The sequence below is a fragment of the Streptomyces viridochromogenes genome (assembly GCF_001270495.1).
GTDB lineage: Bacteria > Actinomycetota > Actinomycetes > Streptomycetales > Streptomycetaceae > Streptomyces > Streptomyces viridochromogenes_A.
In genome coordinates this window covers 19,234-37,609 of sequence record NZ_LGUR01000198.1, presented here as the reverse complement: position 1 = coordinate 37,609, position 18,376 = coordinate 19,234, and the positions used below count along the sequence as shown (strand labels likewise).

Below are 18,376 nucleotides of genomic sequence, written 5' to 3'. Positions count from 1 at the left end.
CGCACGTCGGGGCCGTTGTCAGACCCCCCTGCCAGACTCGCAGCATGACCGACCGGTGGGCACTCGCTCCGGCCGAGGACGGTGGCGTGGAGATCGCCCCCCTCGGTCCGGACGGGCTGCCCGCGGGGCCGGTGCGCCGGGAGGCGGATCTGGCCGAGGCCGTGCGCGGGCGGCCCGAGGTCGCGCGGTGGGTGTGGCGGTCCACCGCCGAGGTCTACCCGCGACTGCTCGCCACGGGGGTGCGAGTGGAGCGGTGCTACGACATCGAGGACGCCGAGACGCTCCTGCTCGGCCACGAGGGGCGGCACGGGGAACCGAGGTCGGCCGCCGCCGCGCTGGCCCGGCTGCGGGGCCGGCCCGTCCCGCCCGATCCGCCCCAGCGCTCGGCCGAACCCGGCTCGCAGTCCCCGCTCTTCGAGCCGCAGGCGGTCCATGTGCCGCTGGCCGACCTCGTCGAGGTGTACGCCGACCAGCAGCGTCGGCACGACGCCACCGCGCACCCGGAGCGGATGCGGCTGCTGACCGCGGCCGAGTCCGCGGGGATGCTCGTCGCGGCCGAGATGAACCGGGCCGGACTGCCGTGGAGCGCCGAGGCGCACCGCCGGGTCCTGCACGACCTGCTCGGCGAGCGGTATGCCGGGGGCGGGGAGCCGCGGCGGCTGGCCGAGCTGGCGGACGAGGTGTCGGCCGCGTTCGGGCGCCGGGTGCGGCCCGATCTGCCCGCCGATGTGATCAAGGCCTTCGCGCAGGCCGGCATCAAGGTCAGATCGACCCGTCGCTGGGAGATCGAGTCCCTCGACCATCCGGCGGTGAAGCCACTGGTCGAGTACAAGAAGCTGTACCGGATCTGGGTGGCCCACGGCTGGTCCTGGCTCCAGGACTGGGTGCGGGACGGGCGGTTCAGACCGGAGTTCCTCGCGGGCGGGACGGTCACCGGTCGGTGGGTGACCAACGGCGGGGGCGGGCTCCAGATCCCGAAGGTCATCCGGCGCGCCGTGGTCGCCGACCCCGGCTGGCGGCTCGTCGTGGCCGACGCCGACCAGATGGAGCCCCGGGTGCTGGCGGCGATCTCCCGGGACCCCGGTCTGATGGAGGTGGCCGGCCGGGAGACCGACCTCTACCAGTCCGTCTCCGACCGCGCCTTCTCCGGCGACCGCGACCAGGCCAAGATCGCCGTGCTGGGCGCCGTGTACGGGCAGACGTCCGGGGACGGGCTCAAGAACCTCGCCGCGCTCAGACGCCGGTTCCCCAAGGCGGTGGCGTACGTCGACGATGCGGCGCGGGCCGGTGAGGAGGGGCGGCTCGTGCGGACCTGGCTGGGGCGGACGTGTCCGCCGGCGGCAGGGGCGACGGAGGATGCCGCGGAGGAGGCGGGCATTCCGGTGCCGGTTCCGGAGGACGATCCGGCCGAAGGCTCCGGGCCGCAGGAGTGGGGGCGGGGCTACGCCTCGACCAACGCTCGCGCCCGGGGCCGCTTCGCCCGCAACTTCGTCGTCCAGGGCAGCGCGGCCGACTGGACACTGTTGCTGCTCGCGGCACTGCGGCGGACCTGCGCGGGCATGGCGGCGGAGCTGGTCTTCTTCCAGCACGACGAGGTGATCGTGCACTGTCCCGAGGAGGAGGCCGAAACGGTCGTGGCGGCGATCCGGGAGGCGGCGGAGCTGGCGGGGCGGCTGACGTTCGGGGAGACGCCGGTGCGGTTTCCGTTCACCACGGCGGTGGTGGAGTGCTATGCCGACGCGAAGTGACCGTCACCCCGCGTCGGCTGCGGCCAGCAGTTCCCTGAGCTCCTGGACGACCTCCTCCGCGTCCGTTCCGTCCAGCGCGTCGAGCGCCGTGCGCCACTCGGCGTAGGCCTCCTGGATACGGCCGTCTTCGTGCAGCAGCAGACCGCGCTGGTGGCGGGCCTGGCCGCTCGTGTAGCGGTCGGCCCGGGCATCGGCTCGGGCCAGGAGTTCGGCGCACTCGTGGGTGGCGCGGTCGGTGTCGCCGAGGCTGCGCAGAGCGCGTACCAGGCCGAGGCGGGTCTGGGACTCGCCCTGCCAGTTGCCGTGGCCGCCGAGGATGCGCAGGCTGTCCTCGAAGTGGGGTACGGCGGCGGCCGGTTCGCCGAGAGTCAGGTGGGCGTAACCGATGTTGCAGTGGGCGCCGTGCTGCACGATGGCGTTGCCGATCTCGACACCGATGGTGAGCGAGAGGTGGTGCTGCTCGATGGCGGCCCTGGGATCGGTGTGCTCGTAGAGGTTGCCGAGGTGCTGGTACGTCAGAGCCTGGTTGTAGGGATTGTCCATCAGCCGTGAGTACTCAAGGCTCTGGTGCAGTGTCTGCCCGCACTCGTCGTACCGGCCGAGACTTTCGAGGAGCAGGGCCCGGTTGTTGAGACAGGTCCAGATCCGGGAGGCCATATCCAGTCGCCGCCAGATCGCCAGGGACCGGTCGTTGAGGGTGAGGGCCTCGTTCTTGCGACCGGTCAGGAAGTGCAGGCCGGCGACGTCGCCCAGCGCGTACGCCTCGGCGGCCTCGTCACCGAGCCGCCGCGCCACACGGAGAGCGGCCCTGCCGAGCACCTCCGTCTCGGCGACGCGTCCGGAGCGATGGAGGCAGGGGAAGAGAAGACGGATGAGGGTGGAGACATGGGCGGCGGTGCCGTGGCCCACGGCATCCGCATACCGCTCGACCAGGACGACGATGTTCTCCAACTCCAGGTCACACCAGGCGAAGGCTTCCTCGGGGCCGGGGAAGGGAGCGGTCGTGCGCACATGGGCCGTGTGCTCCGGCGGCTGGGTGGCCGTCGGCCTGCGGCGGTCGTCCTGGTCGAGGCCGGCTTTGACGATGGCGGTGAGGGTGCGTTCGGCGACGGCGGCGTACCAGCGGAGGGCGGTTCCCGCGGCGTCCGTCTCGCCGTCCGCCCCCGCGAGCTCACGGGCGAAGTCGCGCACCAGGTCGTGCGGGGCGTAGCGGCCGTAGGCGACCTCCTCCAGGAGGGCCACGTCGACGAGGCGGTCGAGGGCGGCCTCGGTGCGGCGCTCGTCGGTACCGGTCAGACGGGCCAGCAGGGGTGCGCCGTACGTGGGCAGGTCGAGGGCGCCGATGCGGCGCAGGGCGAGGGCCGCGTCCCGGTTGGCCTCGCGGTCGGAGGCGGCGAGGGCGTCGTGGGCGACGGCGAGAGAGCGACGGACGCTCAGGTCGTCGTACTCGAGGTGGCGCAACCGTCCCTCGGTGGCCGCGAGTTGCTCGGCGAGGACGTCCGGGGTGAGGGCACGGCGGGCGGCCAGCCGGGCGGCGACCACGCGCAGGGCGAGGGGGAGGCCGCCGGTGAGTGCGACGAGGGGGTGGGCAGCGTCGATGCCGTCACCGGCCGGGGAGCCTGCGGCGTGTTCGCCCGGGGCCTGGGGCACTCGGCCGAAAGCTCCGTCGCGCCCCGAAGCCGCACGCAGCAGCGCCGCGCTGTCCTCCGCGGTCAGGGGCGTGAGCGGGAAGCGGCGTACGCCGTCCAGGGCCGTCAGCGGGGAACGGCTGGTGACGATCACCGCACAGCCGGGGCCGGCCGGGAGGAGCGGTCGTACCTGGGCGGCGTCCGCGGCGTCGTCCAGGACCATGAGCGTGCGGGTCGGCGCGAGCAGCGAGCGCAGCAACGCGGCGGCCGCATCGGGGTGTTCGGGGATGGAGCGGGGATCGGCGCCCAGGTCGCGGAGGAGCGCGGTGAGCGCCTGGCCGGTGGTGAGCGGGGGCATGCCGGGGGTGGCGCCATGCAGGTTGACGTAGAGCTGGCCGTCGGGGAAGTGGTCCGCCAGCCCGTGGGCGGCGTGGAGCGCGAGCGCGCTCTTGCCGACGCCGGCCATACCGCTGATCACGGCGACAGGGACGGCGGACCGCCGGACAGGGGCGAGGATGCGGCGCAGGTCGCCGAGGGCGGTGGTGCGGCCGGTGAAGTAGGCGGGAGAAGGGGGGAGTTGGGCGGGGTGAGGTGGTCGTGGGGGGGCCGGTGTCCGGGAGGGTTTCGCCGGCGGGGGCGGCCGTCTCCCGGATGTCGGCCTCGGGGACGGCATGGGTGTGCCCGGACCGCAGGGGGATCTCGGCAACGTGCGGGGCGGCAGGGTTCGCGGAGTCGTGGCGCACATCGTCGGCGTGGGAGGCGGCAGCGCCGAGGGCACCTCGCGCCGCGTCCTCGCCCCGGCCGGCGGAACCGTCCGAGGTCCTTCGCAGCCCACTCCCGGCAGCACCGCCGCCGTCCGATCCCCGCAGCACCTCCACATGTGCCTCCCGCACCCCCGCCCCCGGCTCCACACCGAGTTCCTCGATCAGGCGCATGCGCAGGTCGCGGTGGACGGCGAGGGCCTCGGCGCGGCGGCCGGTGCGGTGCAGGGCGAGCATCAGGTGGCGGTGGAAGGCCTCGCGCAGCGGATGTTCGGCGGCCAGTGCCGCCAGTTCCGGGACGAGAGCGTCGAGGCGTGGACCGGCGACGGCCAGCCCGGCGTCGTAACGCAACTCCAGGAGCAGCAGCCGCGCCTCCGCCAGGCGCTGGACGAGTGCGTAGCCGCCCACCTCGGCGGGCAGGCCGTCCAGGGGGGTGCCCCGCCACAGCGCGAGCGCGGCCGTGCACTCGCGCACCGTGCGCTCCCAGTCCCGTTCGGCGTGCGCGGCGCGGGCCACGGCGACACGGCTCACGAAGACGTCGACGTCCAGTTCGCCCTCGTCCACGCGCAGCACATAGCCGGGCGGCACCGCGCGCAGCCGTTCGGGGTCGTCGAGCAGCCGGCGCAACCGGGCCACGTGGTTGTGCAGCGAGGCCCGCGCCGACGCGGGCGGCGCGCCGCCCCACAGCGCGTCCGTCAGCGACTCCACGGAGACGACCCGGCCGCCTTCGAGCAGCAGCGCGGCGAGCAGGGCTCGCACCTTGGGGCTGCTGATGATCCGAACGGCACGGTCGGCCACGCCCGCCGCGTCATGCTCGGGGCCTGAGTCGTCGTAGGAGGAACCCTCGAACACAACCGGTGGTCCCAGCAGTCCGAACCGCAGCCCGTACCGCTTCACTCCGCCACTGCCTTCCCGCGCGGCGGACCCGCACCCGTGCCCGCGCTCCACGACGGAACCACCGCACGACGGAAACGGCCGTGCCTGGCGAAGCCGCCCCTTGTACGACGGTTTCCCGCCACCCTCTCATCGACGGTCCTCGGCCGGAAAGCGTTCCGGTCCAGGCCGTCTTCCGACAGTGTCCGTCGACTTCGCGCCAGTTGAGCGACGTCGAAACGGAACCCCGTTGGTCACATGTTAGCGATCCGTTGGCGCGACCTGATGTGATCACTTCATCGGATCTGGCCCGACGGCGCGCGCGTACACCGCGCAACTCGGGGGAGTGTCGCCGCCGCGGCCGGATCCGGGGACGCATGCGGGTCCCGGTCGGCGGAGGTGAACGACCGGGGCCCGCGTCCCTCTTTCTGTTTCTCAGATCACGGGCGGCCGGCCCAGCCGGCACAGGCCCCACACCGTGCGCCACCGCATGGGCCGCCGCTCACCGGCCGGCTCCCGCAGGCCCTCCAGGAAGCCGCCGAACCAGGCGCGCAGACCCGCCGGCGACGACCGGTTGCGTACGAGGGTGAGGAGCACCCACACCCCGAGGTGCACGGGGATCAGCGCGAGGGGCAGTCGGCGGCGGGCCAGCCAGACCCGGTTGCGGGCGTTCACCCGGAAGTAGATGGCGTGCCGGGCGGGCGAGGTCTTCGGGTGCTGCAGGAGCAGTTCGGGCGCGTAGAGGATGCGCCAGCCCGCGTCGGCGGCCCGCCAGGCCAGGTCGGTCTCCTCGTGGGCGAAGAAGAACTCGGCGGGCCAGTCCCCGGTCTCGGCGAGCATCGCCATGCGCAGCGCGTGTCCGCCGCCGAGGAAGCCGGTGACGTATCCGCCCCGGAGGGGGTCCGACCTGCCGATACGAGGCACGTGCCGCTGCTGGGTCTCGCCCTGCTCGTCGGCGATGCGGAAGCCGACGATGCCGAGCCGGTCGTCGGCGGCGTACAGGTCGCGTACGCGGCGCAGTACGTCGGCGTCGACGAGGAGCCCGTCGTCGTCCAGCTCGACCACGACGTCGACGTCCCCGAAGGCGCGCAGCCTCGCGAGGGCCACGTTCCGGCCACCCGGACAGCCCAGGTTCTCGTCGAGCTCGATGGGCGTGACCTCGCCGGGCAGCCCCAGCCGCTCGGCGAACTCGGGCAGCGGGCAGCCGTTGCCGACGACGACGATCCGGACGGGGGCGAGATCCTGCTTGGCCACGGACTCGAGCAGCGCGTCGACCTCGGCGGGACGGTTCCCCATGGTCACCACGGCGACAGCGATCCTCGGTTCCGTCATACCCTGCCCTGCCCTCACCACGTGCCGGCTGCGATTACCGGCGCGATGCTAGTGGTTCACGGCAAGGACTTCTCGCGTTCGCCGTTGTGCACAGGGACGGCAGGGGCTACCTCGGGCTACCTACGGGGCTGTGTACGAGGCTGTGTCCGGCGGTTCTCCCTGCGCCGTACGAACTTCAGTCCCGACCAGTCCACCCCGAGCGTCGCGACCTTCACATCGACCACGCCGAGCGGGAGGAAGAGGTCCCGCAGCCCGTTCTCCGTGATGTCGCTGACGTGGCCGGCCGCCCGCCGGGGCCAGGCGACCCAGAGCATGGCGTCATCGGCGAGGTCGCCGACCAGCCCGGGACCTTCGGCGACGAGATCGACGTACGACCGGTAGAACGCGACGGCGACGTCCGCGCCCCGCGGGCCCCCCTCGGCCACGTCGCAGCCGTCCGGCAGCCCGGGGATGTCCCAGCCGGCGGGCGCGTGACGGAGCCGGATCCGGTGGCCCGGCCCGATGCCGATCTTCCGGGCGAGCGGAGTACCTGAAGGGCCCTTGCCGGAAGCGCCGGTACCGGAGGCACCCGTACCGGAAGCGCCCGCGCCCGAGGCGCCCGTACCGGAGTCAGCCACCGCGGACCCCTCCTCACACTCCAGCCACCCTCACCGTCTTCCCCCATCCTCCGCTTCTCCCCCTTGGACGGCGACGGCGCGACCCAGGTTTTCGTCGTCACCCCCACCACCGGAACGGCCGCCTCCGACCGAGACCGGCGGATGGTGGAGGGGGCCTTCGCCCAGAAGGCGCGGGCGCGGGCGCAGAGTTGGCGCCACCACGCTGTCCTGCGCAGACGGCGGCACCGCCACCGCAAGCGGGCGACGATCGGTGCCGTCGAAGTACGGGCCGATTCAGGCCCGCAGCGGGTTGGAGCGCACGGCCGCCATCAGATACCAGGCGGTCGCCCCCAGGTGCCGGTACGGGTAGTACCCGAACCCGAACCCGGTGTCGAGCGGGCTGCTGGCCGACACGACCCCGGACCGCTCGGGAAGGGCCCGCCCACCGACGGTCTGACCGGCCCCGAGCAGATCCTGGGCCCGCTCAATGGAGTCGATCAGCCGCCGTGCCCGCGCCTCGTCCCCGCGTCCGTGCCGCTCCCGCAGGGCGAGCGCGAGATGAGCAGTCCCCTCGAACCACACGCCGTTGCGGTCGGGCTTGGGCTGCGAATCGGCGATCGGGGCGTCCTCGTTCGCGAGGAGACCGGCCGAGCTGAAGGTGACACCTTCGTACGACTGCCCTGCCGGCACCGTGCTGTTGCGCCGCTCGGCATGGTCGAGGACGGCCAGCTCGCGCGCGGCCCAGTCCAGCGACCGGGCGTGGGAACGGGAGTCCAGGGCGAGGTAGGTCCAGGTCTGGGTGTCCTCGGGAATCGGCGACTTGTTGACGGTCACCCCGTCATTGGTCCCGGTGTAGAAGAAGCCGCCGTCCGCCTCCCACATGTGGTGGAGGAACGCGCGGGCCCGAGCACGCCGCTCCAGCCAGACCCCGTCCCCCGTGAGCCGGGCGAGCCGCCCGAAGAGGCAGACGAGGTCGGTGTTGTGCTCGGTCGACGTGAAGGGCAGCTTCTGGTTGGCCCCGTCGACCCCGAACTTGTACCCGCCGAGAGGTTCGTCGGTACGGCCGTTCCGCTCGATCCACTCCCCGATCCGCACCGCACCGGCAAGGAACCGCCGCTCCCCGGTCCGCCCGGCGAGGACGCTGAGCGCGATCCCGGCCCAGGCCATGTCCCCCACGGCCGTCCCCGTGAACCCGAACTGCGTCCCGACATTCACACTGCCGTCCGCCCGCACGAACCCGTCCGGCTGGAGCGAGCCGTCGTAGAAGGTGTACGGCCCGACGTTGTATGCCTGCCGCAGCCGACCGTCGTCGTGGGCCGGGTCGTGCTCCTGGGCGTACAGCAGCGCGTCCCCGAGCACCACGGCCCGGGCCCGCCCGTCGGCGGTGCGGGCGGCGAGGTGGGCGAGGACGGCGAGGGCGTTGTCGTAGGTGAAGGCCGTGCTGAACAACCCGGCCTGGTCGGCGTAGCTCTGGGCGAGGCGGATGCCTCCGTGGTCCGGGTAGGCGTCCATGGTGGCGGCGAGGAAGGCGTGGCCGCGGCGCTGGGCCGAGGTCGCACGGGCACGGGCGCCGACGGAGCCCGCCCCGGCCGCGTCGGCCTGGGCCGGTCCAACCCCAGCGGCGTCGGCGTGGGCCGACCCGACCCCGGCCGCGGTGAGCACCGCGGCGCCGAGCCCGGCTCCTATGAGCGCGCGGCGGCTGAGCGCCGGTCCTTGCCTGTCGGTCATGCGGTTCACGCCGGTCATGCCGTTCATGGGTCTCCCTTGCCGGGCCTTGAGAGCGCTCTCACAAGTGCGGGGTCATTCTGCTGGCGCGGGTGGGGAGGGTCAACGGCCGTGAGGTGAAGAGCAGTTGGTGGGGCGGGCCAGGGGGCGGACCTGGAGGGGCGGGAGCAGATGGGGAGCCGACCTATGAGGAGATCGGGAGCCGCCTCAGGGATGCGAACCCGAGACCTACGTATCGCGCACGCATCGCGCTCTGCAGCACTGGTCAGACTGCCGCCTGCCCCGGCCGGCCTCAGGCATCGGGATACCCCGTGGGATTGCTCGACTGCCAGCGCCAGGTGTCGGCGCACATGTCCTGGATGGTTCGAGTGGCCTTCCAGCCGAGCTCCGTCTGAGCCTTGGTCGGGTCGGCGTAGGATTCGGCGATGTCGCCCGCACGGCGCGCGGAGTCCACAGTCGGAATCACGCGGCCACTGGCCTCGGCGAACGCCGCCACCAGCTCCAGCACCGAGGTAGGTGTGCCGGTGCCGAGATTCCAGGTGGAGACGGCTTCTTCTCTGCTGCTCAGAGCGTCGAGGGCCGCGACGTGGCCGGCAGCGAGGTCTTCGACGTGAAGGTAGTCGCGGCGTGCTGTGCCGTCGGGAGTGGGGTAGTCCCTGCCGAACAGGTTGAGGCGGTTGCGCTGGCCCACCGCGATCTGAGCGAGCAGCGGCATCAGGTTGTTGGGAACGCCGTGCGGGTCCTCACCGATGAGGCCGGAGGGATGTGCGCCGACCGGATTGAAGTAGCGCAGCAGGGCAACGCGCATGTCGGGAGCCGCGGTGGCGAGGTCACGCAGCATCTGCTCCTGCATCACCTTGGTCCAGCCGTACGGGTTGGTCGCGGAGGTGGGCATGTCCTCCCGCATGGGCACGGAGGCGTGCTCTCCGTAGACGGTGGCCGAGGAGGAGAACACGAACTTCTTCACACCCGTGGCGCGCATCGCGTCCAGCACCGACAGCGTGAGCCCGAGGTTGTTCGTGTAGTACTCCAGGGGCAGCGCGACGGATTCTCCGACGGCCTTCAGCCCTGCGAAGTGCATGACCGCCTCGAAGGACTCCTGCTCGAAGAGCTCCCTGGTCGCCTCCCTGTCCGTCAGATCGACGACACGGCATGCGACCGGCGCGCCGCAGAGTTCCTCCAGCCTGCCCAGAACAGCGCGCTTGCTGCGGCTGAAATCGTCCGCGATCACGACCTCGTGACCAGCAGCCACGAGCTGCACCGTGGTGTGAGAACCGATGTATCCACTACCGCCAGTGACCAAGATCCGCATGGTCCGCACTCTAGCACCGCCCTTTTCACTGAACTTCGTTCAAGTAGCCCTGAAATCAAGGGATTTGACGCGTAACCATCAACCGGGTGCGGTACCGGGACTCCGGCTCCGACTCCGACTCGCCGACGATCGTGGTGGGCTCACGCCGGGCAGACCGAGCCCACCGCGCGCACGACATGATCGGCGTCCGTCCCGTGAAAGACGTTGACCCCCACGCGGCGCCGCCCGTAGGGATCCTGTCGGGCATAACCAAGGCCCAGCCCGAACAGCCCCGGTACGACGGCCCCGTCCGCGCCCGTGACGCGGCACTCGTCGTCGACATCGACCGCTCCGTCCGAGCGGCTGAGGGCCACCGGACGGCCGTCCACGTCATAAAGGGGAACCTGTCTGGTGCGGTAGCCGGTGGCGTGTACGACCAGATCGGCCCGGGAGAGTATGCCCGGCGGCGCGTGCGTGGCGTCGTGCAGCATGAGCCTGTCTTCGCTGCCGGACAGGGCTTTCAGACACAGCTCCCGGGCGACACCGCGCAGCCCGTGGAAGCGGTTGACCACCCCGGTCTCCTCACAGACCTCCCAGGCCATGACGGGTGCCGCTGCTGGGCGGTCCATGGCCCAGGGACGGGGGTGGCCCAGCGCGAGGGTGCGGTGGACGACGTGGACGCCGTGTCTCGGCGCCTGGTCTCCCAGGCGGTCCAGCAGCAGTGCCGCGGCGGCGAACGCACTGTGTGAGCCGCCGAGGATGGCGACCTGGCCACCTGCTCGCAGCCGCCCGACCACGTACGTCAGTTTCCCCGCGAGCAGTTCCCCCGACGGCAGAACGCGCGACGGCGGGATGCCGTGGCGCCGAGCGGTCAGCGCCGTGTCCTCGTGGCCTCCGGTGGCCAGCACCGCGAAGCGTGAGGTGACGAGAGGTGTGCCGTCGGCTGTGACGCTCGTCCAGGTTCCGTCGGCACCGCGCCGGAGGCTCGCCACGTCGGCCCGGATCAAGGCGTCCGGCGCGGTCGCCGCCACCACCTGGGCGAGATCGTCCAGGAAGGCCCCCGCGACCGTGAGGGGGACATGTCGGTCGGCCCGGTCGCTCAACAACCGGGCGGCCGGACCGGCCAGGGCCTCGGCGAAGGCACCGGCCGGGTCGACGGCACCGAGGAAGTCCGAGGCGGCCGAGTTGGACTCGATCAGATAGGGCAGGCGCCGCCCGCCGGGCGGCCCTTCGGTGTGCCGGTCGAGGAAGACCAGCCCCTCACCGAGGAGCCGGTCCAGCACGCCGCCGCGGTCGGCGGCCACGGCCACCCCCAGCGCGGCGGGCCCGAAACCCACGACCTGGCACAGAGCTTTCTTCAACGGTGAGTCCTTTCCCTGCCCCGGTGGGGTCTTCAGCCCACGTGCACGGCTGCCGGATGGGGACGGGCGATGAGATCGACAACGGCTGAGGCCGCCGCGGCCCGGCAGACGTCCGCCACCGCATCCGCCGACCGCATGCCGTCGGGGGCACGCAGTGTGAAGATGACCGTCTGCAGTCCGATGGGGGCGGTGGGATCCACGTTCATGAGCCCCCGGATGTCGAGGTGCCCGGTGGCTTCGACGACCCACTCGCCGGACTCTCCCGTCCGCAGCTGCTGGGCACGCCCGGCCAGCTGCGCGATGTCGGCGGCGGCTGCCATCACCAGGTATTCCTGCGGGTTCGGTCCCCAGTCCACGCCGGCGAGCTGTTTGGGCTGGTCGACACGGAGTACCCCGCCCTTGCCGGAGGCGTCCCGGGACTCCAGCTGGGCACCGCTCAGCCACGTCACGTGCCGGGCGACCGAGCGCGACCCACCGGTGTCCGGAGCCGGGGTGTCGTCGCTCGGCAGCGGTACCGGCCGACCGCCGAGCAGGAACCGCGTCTCGGTCTTGTCCGTCGCCGTGCGGTGGTTGGGACTGCGCTCCGCCACCTGCGCGGCGATCTCGGCCAGCACCGTCCCGGCCGTGTCGGTCTGCGCGGTGAGCTCGCAGCTCAGCTCCGCCACCTTCGCGGCGCCGAGCTGCTCGTCGCCGCCCGGGACCAGCTGGGCCGAGATGGTCATCGCCAGCGCGTCGAAGTTCACGTTGCGCGAACTTCCCCCGGCGATGGTGCTCTTCACCGAGCAGGAGGCGATACCCGTGAGCGCCATCTCCATGGGCGTGGGTTCGTCGGAAAGCCGGTGCGCCGCGGGTTCGGCGACGTCGAACCCGAACCGGCGGGCAGACTTGACACCGCCCAGCAGGGCCGGCGTGGCGAAAACTCTCACTCCCCGGTGCGGAAGGTAACGAGCGCGGGCCCCGTAGTAGAACTGCGCCTTCTCCGGGTCCTCTTTGGTCTCCTGCACGAGTTCGCTGAAGCTCGCTATGTTGAAGCTGTTCCGCATGCCGTCCTCCTAGAGGGAATCGAGTGCCCGCGCGGTGTCCGCGATGAGGTCTTCGGTGTTCTCGATCCCCGCCGAGTAGCGGATCAGCCCGCCGTTGATGCCGATGGCCGCCCGCTGTGAAGTGGTGAGGGAACAGTGCGAGGTGTTGGCGGGCATGCTGACCAGTGATTCGACGCCGCCCAGGCTGGTGGCGGCGCAGGGGACGCGGACCCTGTCCAGGAACTTCAGGGCGTCCTCGTCTCCGCCTTCCACCTCGAAGGCGACCATTCCTCCGTAACCGTCGAGAACGTCGTCCTTCAGTTGTCGGTAGGGGTAATCGGCGAGCGAGGGATGGTAGACGGCCCGCACTTTCTGGTGGTCGGCGAGAAACCGGGCGAGCGCGGTGGCGTTCTTGTTGTGCGCGCACATCCTGGGGACGAGGGTTTTCATGCCGCGTTCCAGGAGAAAGCAGGAGAACGATTCCAGCGTTCCGCCGAAGCGCAGGATCTGTGCCCATATCCGGTCGGCATACTTCCGGCTGCCGGCCACGACTCCGGCCGTCAGGTCGCTGTGCCCGTTGAGGTACTTCGTGGCGCTGTGCAGCACCACGTCGGCGCCCAGGTCGAGAGGCCGGAGGTTCACGGGAGAGAGCAGCGTGTTGTCGACGACGAGCAGGACGTTGTGCTGTCGTGCGAGCGCCGCGATCTCCCGCAGCGGCGGTGCCTTGAGGAGGGGGTTGGTGAGGCTCTCGAAGAACATCAGTTGCGTCTCCGGGCGGATTGCCGCGGCGATCGCCGACAGATCGGTGGCGTCGACGAAGGAGACCTCGCGGCCGGCCGACGGCATGTCCTCACGCATGAGGTTGTAGGTGCCGCCGTAGACGTCGTACGCCGTGATGATGTGACTGCCGTTGTTGGTGAGCGCATAGACCGTGCCGGCGATCGCGCTCATCCCCGAGGAGGTCACCACGGCGCTCTGAGCACCTTCCAGTGCCGCGACCTTCTCCTGCACCGCCCACTGGGAGGGGTTTCCGTACCTGCTGTAGATCGGCACGTCCCGGGTCGCGCCGCGCTCGAACGCGGCATAGCTCAGCTCGTCGAGCAGGAAGGTGCTGGTCTGGAATATCGGTGTGCCGACGGCTCCGGTGACGGGGTCCTTGTAGACCCCCGAGTGCACGGCACGGGTGGAGGCCCCGGCCGAGGCATCGACGACGTTGTTGTGCGTGGAGCGGGGCCCTTCCCTACGGCGGCGGCGCAGGTCGTTCACCCAGTTGGCTTCTTCTTCTAGGCCGCTTTGAAAGCCGATGGCAGCACGGTCCGGTGTGTTCACGAGAACCCTCATTCAGTGCGTTCGAGTGGGTTGCGCGGCGGCCGGGGTCGGCTGGTCGACAGCCGGGCCTCCACCGCTCAGCCGGCCTGTGAGTCCGTCGGTGATCTGCCGGACCGCCTGTCGCAGCAGGTCCTCCTGTGCGGCGAAGGAGAGTCGGGCCTGGCTCGCGGTCCCGCCGAAGTCGGGGCCGGCCCCCGAGGTGACGCCGCAGTCCCGCCGCAGCACCTCGGCCGCGTTCTCACCGGGTCGCAGGCACGACTGGAAATCGACCCAGAGGAAGTAGGTGCCCTGGGGCGGCGACAGGACGACTCCCGGCAGCTTCGCGCGCAGTTCCCGGCAGACATAGTCGCGCGCCGACCGGAGCCTGCCACGCGTCTCCCGCAGCCACGGGCTGTCGCCCCCGTAGGCTGCCGCGAGCGCCGCCTGCTGGACACTGGTCGCCTCCGGGCACAGGTGCATCGCCGGTCCGCAGACGCTCGCCAGCAACGTGCGGTTGAGCGAGAAGGCGAAGGCTCCGCCGATGCCCGCCAGGTTGTGGGACTTGGATGCACCGGAGAGCGTGATGCTCAGCTGCGGCGCGGCGTCGTCCACTGTGGCGAACGGGGTGTGGCCGCCTTCCCAGACCAGCCGCGCGTGCAACTCGTTGCTGACCACGACGAGGTCGTGTGCGGCCGCGAACTCGCTGACCGTGCGCAGCTCGGCCTCGGTGAACACCTTGCCCGTCGGATTGTGGGGGTTGACGAGATACACGGCCCGCGTGGCCGGCCCCCTCAACCGCTCCAGGTCCTCGCGTACGAGCTCCCGGTCGACGACGGGTAATGGCACCGGGATGCCTCCAGCGGCTGCGACGGCGCCCGGCACGTGCTTGAACGCCGGCTTCCAGTAAAGGACTTCGTCGCCCGGGGCGAGGAGGGAGGCGAACACCTGGTAGCTCTGCGAGAGGCAGCCGGCGGCGAGCCAGAAGGCGTCCTCGGGGACGGTCAGTCCGTGAGCGTCCTGGTAGTAGTGGGACAGCGTGGTGGCGACACCGCTGACCCGATAGGGCGGAGGGTAGGTCAGCGGCCAGGACAGCCTGGACAGGACGGCTTCGATCACCTTCGGGTCGCTGTCGAAGTCCATGTCGCCGTGGCACAGCGGAATGAGCCCGGGGTACATCTGCCACTTGTAGGAGTAGGGGTTCATGGTCGGGCTCCTCACTGTCCGGGATGCAGTGGTGCTCCGGTGGCCGCGTCCGTGATGGTGATGGCCTGTGAGGGGCAGCAGACGGCGCTGTCCAGCACCGCGCTCTCGGCCGGCGCCTCCGCCGCGGACACCTCGGTGACGGCGCCCGCGCCAGTCCGGAAGAGGTGGGGTGCCAGGGCCAGACAGGTACCCGACCCGATACAGCGGCCTGGATCCACCGCTACCTCCCACCGCGTGGCCTTCTCGACGTTCACCATGTGACCGGCAGCTCCTTCAACTCCCGCACGACGAGCCCGTCGTGCCAGCGCAGCTCCGGTTCAGGCACCGCGAGCCGGAGCCCCGGCAGCCTGTGGAAGAGGCGCCCGATCGCGGTCTGCAGTTCGACCCTTGCCAGGTGTGCGCCGATGCAGTGGTGCGCGCCGTGCCCGAGTCCCAGGTGCCGGTGGGACGACTTCCGCTCCGGCCTCAGCCGGTGGGCGTCAGGGAAGATCTCGGGGTCCCGGTTCGCCGCGGTCATGGCCGGGAGTACGGCTTCCCCGCGCCGCACCAGGGTGGCGCCGACCCGGACGTCCTCTCTCGCCACCCGCATGAAGCCGCCGCCCACGCCGACGGGGACCAACCGCAGCAACTCCTCGACCGTGGCCTCGACGAGCCTGGGGTCGGTGCGGAGCGCCTCCACCAGATCGGGCCGGCGCAGCAGCATGCAGACACCGCTGGCGAGCAGAGTGCTGGGACTGCCGACTCCGCCGACCAGCAGTGCGATGGCCACGTCGATGATCTCCTGGACGCTGAGCCCCTCGTCGACGTGCTCGTGCGCGGTCTTGAGCCGGGCGAGGAGCCCAGCCGGATCGATGCGGGTGCCGGCGAGCAGGCCCTCGACATACGTCTCGAACTCCCGTCGAGCGCTCTCGCGCCGCTCCACCGGCATGCCCCTGGAGCGGAGGAAGGCGGACAGCTCGGTGAAGGTGCCCCGGTCGGTCTCGGGGACGCCGAGCAGCTCGCAGACCATGAGGAGCGGGAAGGGAATCGCCAGATGTGCAAGGAGGTCGGCCGGTCGGCCGGCCTCCGTCATCGTGTCGAGCAGACGGTCCACCAGCCGTTCCGCGCGGTCGCGCAGCAACTCGACCCGGTCGCTGGTGAACTCCTGGGCCAGCGCCCTGCGAACGCGGGTGTGCTCGGGCGGGTCCATCGCCATCATGGAGGTCTGCGGCAGCACTTCCGAGGACAGCCGCGGCGCCTCGACGTGATTGGCGAGGGCGCGGGAGAACCGAGGGTCGGCCAGTACCTGGCGGACATGGACGTAACGGGTGGCCAGCCAGGCCCGGCCGCCGTGCGGCATGGTGACCGGGTACAGCCGGTCTCCCTGCAGCAGCGGACCGTATTCCGGCTCCAGCTCAAGAGTGTGCACACCCGGAAAGGGATAGGCCATGGCCTCGTCACGGGGGTCCCCCATCAACGGGCAGCCGCGCGTCGGGGACTGATTCTGCGCGGTCATGAGAACCTCCCGATGCAGATGGTGTAGCCCTTCGGGTCGCGCCACGGACCGCGGTTCGCGTCGAACCAGACGGTCGCCTCTGCTCGGATCCCGTCGGCCACCGAGCGCCCCGCCGCACTGTCCGCGCTCAGGCCGTACACGCCGAGGACGGCGACGGCGAACCGGATGAGCGCGTCGGCGTCGGGGAAGACGAGGGCGTTGTCGTGCGAGTACGAGCGCACGCGGGGAAAGACCTCGGCCATCATCGCCGGCAGGCGCTCCGAATCGGTGCTACCCGCCAGCGAGACCGAGGGCAGGGCATGGGCGGCGAGATGGCGTTCCACCAGTTCGGTGACTCCGGGGACGGTCCTGGCGTGGTTGACGCTGACGGCCACCTGGCCGTGTGGCCCAGCCACCCTGGCGAACTCCCGGAGCGCGGCCTCGGGCTCGGAGACGTGGTACAGCATGTGGCGCGCGGTGACCGTGGTGAACCGCCCGTCCTCGAACGGCAGAGCGGTGGCCTGGCCGAGCACACCGGTGGCAGCTCCGTCGGAACGCACCCGTTCAACGGCTGCCGGCGAGCTGTCGAGCCCGGCGAGTTCACCGGAGTACCCCCAGGCGCGCAGGCGGCGCAGGAAGGACCCGGTGCCACAGCCCACATCGAGGAGGTTGGTGCCGAGTTGTTCCCGGATGTGGCCGTAGACGGCCTCCTCGACGTCGTCGGCGCGCTCGCTGAACCTGCGGTGCGTCATGATCCGGGTCTCGAGCGGGTCCAGCGTCGCGTATTCGTTCTCTACTGACATCAGTTCTCCTGGGAAAGCGCCGCGTACAGCGACGGGGGTGAGGACGGCTTCGCGACAGGGCAGCCGCGCACGAGCACGCAGACCACGTCGGTCAGCCGGGTGAGCAACTCCGACGGGTCGCCGTGGACCGCGAGGACGTCCGCCCAGCTGCCCGGCGTGAGAGTGCCGGTCTGCGGCGCCAGTCCCAGCAGTCGGGCGTTGGTGCCGGTAGCGCACTCGATCACCTCGATCGGTGACATGCCGAAATCGGTGTAGGCGTCCAACGAGGCGGGGAGGTCGTCGTGCGGCGTGCCGCCTATGCCGCAGTCGGTGCCCGCGATCAGCGGCACACCCGAGGTGTGGAGCAGCGCGAGCTGCGACCTGCGTTCGTGCCAGGGCAGCCTCCCTGACGCGGCGCGGGCGCGGGAGTTCACGGTCACGCTCACCGCTGTGTCGCGTGCGCTCATCTCGGCGACCAGTGCGGCGTCCACCCGAAATCCGCCTTCCTCCATCCAGGTGCAGTGCTCCACGCTGTCCACCCCTGCCTCGACAGCTGCCCGGATGCCCTCGACGCCGTGGGCGTGGGCGGCCACCTTCATGGCCAGGGCGTGTGAGGCACGGACGGCGGCGCCCAGCAGGTCTTGCGGAAACTGGCTGTGGTAGGGCGAAGAGGCCCCCGACGCCAGAAAGCCGCCCGTGACCATGAGCTTCGTCCAGCCGGCTCCGTGGCGCCGGTTGTCGTCGATGAGCGCCAGGGCTTCGGAAGTGTCCTTCGCCGCGCCGCCCATGACCGCGCAGTGGCCGTCGGGGGAGGTCAGCGGCACACCGGCATGGACCACCCGCGGGCCGGGCAGCCCGCCGAGGACGGCGCCGCTCCGGAGCGCCTCGGCCAGGAAGATCGGCGCGCCCAGGTCCCGCACCGTGGTGATGCCGGAGCGCGCCATGCGCCGCAGAGCCTCGGCGGCGTAGTCGACGACCTCCTCGGGCCGCGCGGTTGCGAACCGTTCGAACGGCGCCTTGCCGCCGTCGAGGCAGAGATGGGCGTGGCCCTCGATCAGGCCGGGCAGCAGGGTGCAGCCGCGCAGCGGCACGTGCCGCACCCCCCGATACTCCTCGGGGAGGGCTTGGGTGTGTCCGACCCAGGCGAGCTTCTGCCCCGCCACGAGTACGGCGGCGTCGTCCAGTACCTCCCGACGGTGTCCGGTGATCACTCTGTCCGCTGACAGCAGGACGGCCTCGCGCGGGCCACGGCCCGCCGTGTCGCCTGCCATT

Annotated in this window: 13 protein-coding genes and 1 pseudogene; 1 reads left to right on the top strand and 13 read right to left on the bottom strand. The window is 71.4% G+C overall.

The genetic code is table 11. From position 1 onward, the window contains the following. The first annotated feature begins 44 nt into the window (after positions 1–44). The gene (locus ADK36_RS21635) at positions 45–1,748 is read left to right on the top strand and encodes a bifunctional 3'-5' exonuclease/DNA polymerase (RefSeq protein ID WP_053198684.1); all 1,704 of its coding nucleotides are present in this window, start codon (positions 45–47) and stop codon (positions 1,746–1,748) included. Between the two features lie 6 nt (positions 1,749–1,754). On the opposite strand, the pseudogene ADK36_RS21630 reads toward ADK36_RS21635, so the two are convergent. The 13 genes and pseudogenes from ADK36_RS21630 to ADK36_RS21570 all read right to left on the bottom strand — a co-directional run. Continuing rightward, positions 1,755–4,989 (bottom strand): annotated as a pseudogene (locus tag ADK36_RS21630) (BTAD domain-containing putative transcriptional regulator); the annotation flags it as partial. A gap of 456 nt (positions 4,990–5,445) precedes the next feature. Beyond that, positions 5,446–6,342 (bottom strand): glycosyltransferase family 2 protein, encoded by an 897-nt coding sequence (locus tag ADK36_RS21625; protein ID WP_048586536.1) that lies wholly within the window; start codon positions 6,340–6,342, stop codon positions 5,446–5,448. Between the two features lie 116 nt (positions 6,343–6,458). Continuing rightward, positions 6,459–6,959 carry a hypothetical protein gene (locus ADK36_RS21620; RefSeq protein ID WP_048586537.1) on the bottom strand — a complete coding sequence of 167 codons (501 nt, stop codon included), beginning with the start codon at positions 6,957–6,959 and terminating at the stop codon, positions 6,459–6,461. A gap of 273 nt (positions 6,960–7,232) precedes the next feature. Then, the gene (locus tag ADK36_RS21615; protein ID WP_053198682.1) at positions 7,233–8,693 is read right to left on the bottom strand and encodes a hypothetical protein; all 1,461 of its coding nucleotides are present in this window, start codon (positions 8,691–8,693) and stop codon (positions 7,233–7,235) included. Between the two features lie 262 nt (positions 8,694–8,955). Beyond that, entirely contained in the window at positions 8,956–9,975 is a 1,020-nt protein-coding gene (gene galE / locus ADK36_RS21610; protein ID WP_048586539.1) for a UDP-glucose 4-epimerase GalE, read from the bottom strand. Positions 9,976–10,115: 140 nt separating this feature from the next. Continuing rightward, positions 10,116–11,315: an FAD/NAD(P)-binding protein gene (locus ADK36_RS21605; RefSeq protein WP_048586540.1), complete on the bottom strand. Its 1,200-nt coding sequence runs from the start codon at positions 11,313–11,315 to the stop codon at positions 10,116–10,118. A gap of 32 nt (positions 11,316–11,347) precedes the next feature. After that, positions 11,348–12,358 (bottom strand): OsmC family protein, encoded by a 1,011-nt coding sequence (locus ADK36_RS21600; RefSeq protein WP_048586541.1) that lies wholly within the window; start codon positions 12,356–12,358, stop codon positions 11,348–11,350. Positions 12,359–12,367: 9 nt separating this feature from the next. Then, complete coding sequence (locus tag ADK36_RS21595; protein ID WP_234329829.1) at positions 12,368–13,603, bottom strand: trans-sulfuration enzyme family protein; 1,236 nt, start codon at positions 13,601–13,603, stop codon at positions 12,368–12,370. A 75-nt stretch (positions 13,604–13,678) separates the two neighbouring features. Then, entirely contained in the window at positions 13,679–14,848 is a 1,170-nt protein-coding gene (locus ADK36_RS21590; RefSeq protein WP_048586543.1) for an aminotransferase class I/II-fold pyridoxal phosphate-dependent enzyme, read from the bottom strand. 11 nt (positions 14,849–14,859) lie between these two features. Further along, entirely contained in the window at positions 14,860–15,105 is a 246-nt protein-coding gene (locus tag ADK36_RS21585; RefSeq protein WP_048586544.1) for a ferredoxin, read from the bottom strand. Continuing rightward, positions 15,099–16,343, bottom strand: coding sequence for a cytochrome P450 (locus tag ADK36_RS21580; RefSeq protein WP_053198681.1), 1,245 nt, complete (start codon positions 16,341–16,343; stop codon positions 15,099–15,101). The genes ADK36_RS21585 and ADK36_RS21580 overlap by 7 nt, the downstream gene beginning before the upstream one ends. Continuing rightward, a complete protein-coding gene (locus ADK36_RS21575; RefSeq protein ID WP_053198679.1) occupies positions 16,340–17,125 on the bottom strand; it encodes a class I SAM-dependent methyltransferase in 786 nt (261 codons plus the stop codon). Before ADK36_RS21575 ends, ADK36_RS21580 begins: the two co-directional genes overlap by 4 nt. Beyond that, positions 17,125–18,375 carry an amidohydrolase family protein gene (locus tag ADK36_RS21570; RefSeq protein WP_053198676.1) on the bottom strand — a complete coding sequence of 417 codons (1,251 nt, stop codon included), beginning with the start codon at positions 18,373–18,375 and terminating at the stop codon, positions 17,125–17,127. Before ADK36_RS21570 ends, ADK36_RS21575 begins: the two co-directional genes overlap by 1 nt. Between the last annotated feature and the right edge of the window lies 1 nt (position 18,376).

Bases quoted from the DNA above. Each gene is read 5' to 3' on its own strand.
- ADK36_RS21625 (WP_048586536.1), bottom strand. From the start codon at position 6,342: ATGACGGAACCGAGGATCGCTGTCGCCGTGGTGACCATGGGGAACCGT.
- ADK36_RS21600 (WP_048586541.1), bottom strand. From the start codon at position 12,358: ATGCGGAACAGCTTCAACATAGCGAGCTTCAGCGAACTCGTGCAGGAG.
- ADK36_RS21580 (WP_053198681.1), bottom strand. From the start codon at position 16,343: ATGACCGCGCAGAATCAGTCCCCGACGCGCGGCTGCCCGTTGATGGGG.
- ADK36_RS21575 (WP_053198679.1), bottom strand. From the start codon at position 17,125: ATGTCAGTAGAGAACGAATACGCGACGCTGGACCCGCTCGAGACCCGG.
- ADK36_RS21635 (WP_053198684.1), top strand. From the start codon at position 45: ATGACCGACCGGTGGGCACTCGCTCCGGCCGAGGACGGTGGCGTGGAG.
- ADK36_RS21585 (WP_048586544.1), bottom strand. From the start codon at position 15,105: ATGGTGAACGTCGAGAAGGCCACGCGGTGGGAGGTAGCGGTGGATCCA.
- ADK36_RS21570 (WP_053198676.1), bottom strand. From the start codon at position 18,375: ATGGCAGGCGACACGGCGGGCCGTGGCCCGCGCGAGGCCGTCCTGCTG.
- ADK36_RS21590 (WP_048586543.1), bottom strand. From the start codon at position 14,848: ATGAACCCCTACTCCTACAAGTGGCAGATGTACCCCGGGCTCATTCCG.
- galE (WP_048586539.1), bottom strand. From the start codon at position 9,975: ATGCGGATCTTGGTCACTGGCGGTAGTGGATACATCGGTTCTCACACC.
- ADK36_RS21615 (WP_053198682.1), bottom strand. From the start codon at position 8,693: ATGAACGGCATGACCGGCGTGAACCGCATGACCGACAGGCAAGGACCG.